Here is a 2,373-nt window from a genome sequence, read left to right as displayed (position 1 = left end):
GGCCCGGACGGTACGGGCGGCGGTGGCACGCGGACGGGAGCGGGCGGGTCGCTGGCCGACCGGCTCGCCGGGCGCCCCGAGGACGAGCGGGAGCGGATCCTGCTCGGCCTGGTGCGCACGACCGCGGCGACCGTGCTCGGCCACGCCGACGCGGCGGTGATCGAGGCCGACCGCGGGTTCCTCGCGTCCGGGTTCGACTCGCTGACCGCGGTGGAGTTCCGCAACCGGCTCGGCGCGGCCGCCGGGCTGCGGCTGCCGAGCACGCTGCTGTTCGACCATCCGACCCCGGCGGCGCTGACCGCGCACCTGCGCACCCTGCTCGTACCGGCCGCGCCCGGCGGTGCCGGGAGCGCGGCCGTCCCGTCCCAGCGGGAGTCGCTCACCGACGTGCTGGACCGGCTGGGCGCCGTCCTGACGACCGCGCCCGACGCCGCCACCGACCCCGACGCCCACGAACGGGTCGCGGCCCGGCTGCGGCAGCTCCTCCAGGTCTGGGACGGCCGCCGGCCCGCCGGCGCGGGCGGCTCCCTCGCCGGCGACCTGGCGGATCTCCGGTCGGCCGACGACGACGAACTGTTCGACGTGCTCGACAACGAGCTGACCACCCCGTACGGAGGCTGAGCTCACATGTCCACCGCGTCCGCCGGCTCCCAGGTACCCCCGGTGTCGGTACCCCCGGTGTCCCCCGCGCCCGCCGCGGCTGCCGCGTCCGCCGCGCCCGCCGGCGCGGGCAGCTCCCGCGAGGAGAAGCTGCGCGACTACCTGCGGCGGGCCACCGCCGACCTGCGCGCCGCCCGCGCGCAGGTGCAGGAGCTGACGTCGTCCCGGCACGAACCGGTCGCGATCGTCGGGATCGGCTGCCGCTACCCGGGCGGGGTGCAGTCACCGGACGACCTGTGGCGGCTGGTCGTCGAGGGCCGCGACGTGGTCGGCCCGCCGCCGGCGGACCGCGGCTGGGACCTCGACGGCCGCTACGACCCCGACCCGGCCCGGCCCGGCACCACCTACTCCCGCGAGGGCGGCTTCCTGCCCGGCGCGGGCGACTTCGACGCCGCGTTCTTCGGCATCTCCCCGCGTGAGGCGCTGGCGGCCGAGCCGCAGCAGCGGCTGCTGCTGGAGACCGCCTGGGAGGCGCTGGAACACGCCGGGATCAACCCGACGACGCTGCGTGGCTCCGCCACCGGCGTGTTCGTCGGGGTGATCGCCTCGGACTACGGCGCCGGCGCCGGGCCCGCGGCGATCCAGCCGCTGGAGGGGTACGTCCTGACCGGCGGGACGACCAGCGTCGCCTCCGGCCGGGTGGCGTACTCGTTCGGTTTCGAGGGCCCGACCGTCACCGTGGACACCGCCTGCTCGTCGTCGCTGGTCGCGCTGCACCTGGCCGTCTCGGCGCTGCGGGCCGGCGAGTGCGGGCTCGCGCTGGCCGGCGGGGTGACCGTGATGCCCACCCTGCGGTCGTTCGTCGAGTTCTCCCGGCAGCGCGCGCTGTCCGCCGACGGCCGGTGCAAGGCGTTCGCCGCCGCCGCGGACGGCTTCGGCCTCGCCGAGGGGGCCGGGATCCTGCTGCTGGAGCGGCTGTCGGACGCGCGCCGCCACGGCCACCGCGTGCTGGCGGTGGTACGCGGCAGCGCGGTGAACTCCGACGGGACGAGCAGCCAGCTCACCGCGCCGAGCGGGCCGTCCCAGCAGCGGGTGATCAACGCGGCGCTCGCGAACGCCCGGCTGGCCCCCGCCGACGTCGACGCCGTCGAGGCCCACGGCACCGGCACCACCCTCGGCGACCCCATCGAGGCCCAGGCCCTGCTCGCCACCTACGGCCAGCACCGCCCGGCCGGCCGGCCGCTGCTGCTCGGCTCGGTCAAGTCCAACATCGGCCACACCCAGGCCGCCGCCGGTGTCGCCGGCATCATCAAAATCGTCGAGGCGCTGCGGCACGGCGTCCTGCCGAAGACCCTGCACGTGGACGCCCCGTCCCCGCACGTCGACTGGACCACCGGCGCCGTCGAACTGATCGCCGAGACCGGCCCCTGGCCCGACGTCGACCGCCCCCGGCGGGCGGCGGTGTCGTCCTTCGGGATCAGCGGCACCAACGCCCACATCATCCTTGAGCAGGCCCCGCCCGCCGAGGAGAGCGCCACCGACGCCGGGACCACGCCCGCCGGGAGCGCGCCCACGGCCGGCGGCGCGTCCGGCGGGAGCGCACCCGGCGCGGGCACGTCCGGCACCGGGGCCGTCTCCGACAGCGAGGCCAGGGACAACACCGGAGCCAACGCCGGGGCCGCCTCCGGCGCCAGCGCCGGGGCCGGGCCGGTGGCGTGGGTGCTCTCGGCGCGCGGCGGGGACGCCCTGCGTGCCCAGGCCGCGCGCCTGCAC

At 77.7% G+C, this 2,373-nt stretch carries 2 protein-coding genes; both read left to right on the top strand.

Annotated features, from left to right (window positions below):
* Positions 1–621: phosphopantetheine-binding protein (locus NBX02_RS09215; RefSeq protein WP_250290918.1), on the top strand; the 621-nt coding region annotated here is incomplete at its 5' end.
* A 6-nt stretch (positions 622–627) separates the two neighbouring features.
* The coding region (locus tag NBX02_RS09210; RefSeq protein ID WP_250290916.1) for a beta-ketoacyl synthase N-terminal-like domain-containing protein at positions 628–2,373 on the top strand (1,746 nt) is incomplete at its 3' end.

Source organism: Protofrankia sp. CiP1_Cm_nod1 (genome assembly GCF_920888515.1).
Taxonomy (GTDB): Bacteria; Actinomycetota; Actinomycetes; order Frankiales; family Frankiaceae; genus Protofrankia.
Note: the sequence above shows the minus strand (reverse complement) of the source record. Positions and strands in the feature narration are given on the sequence as shown.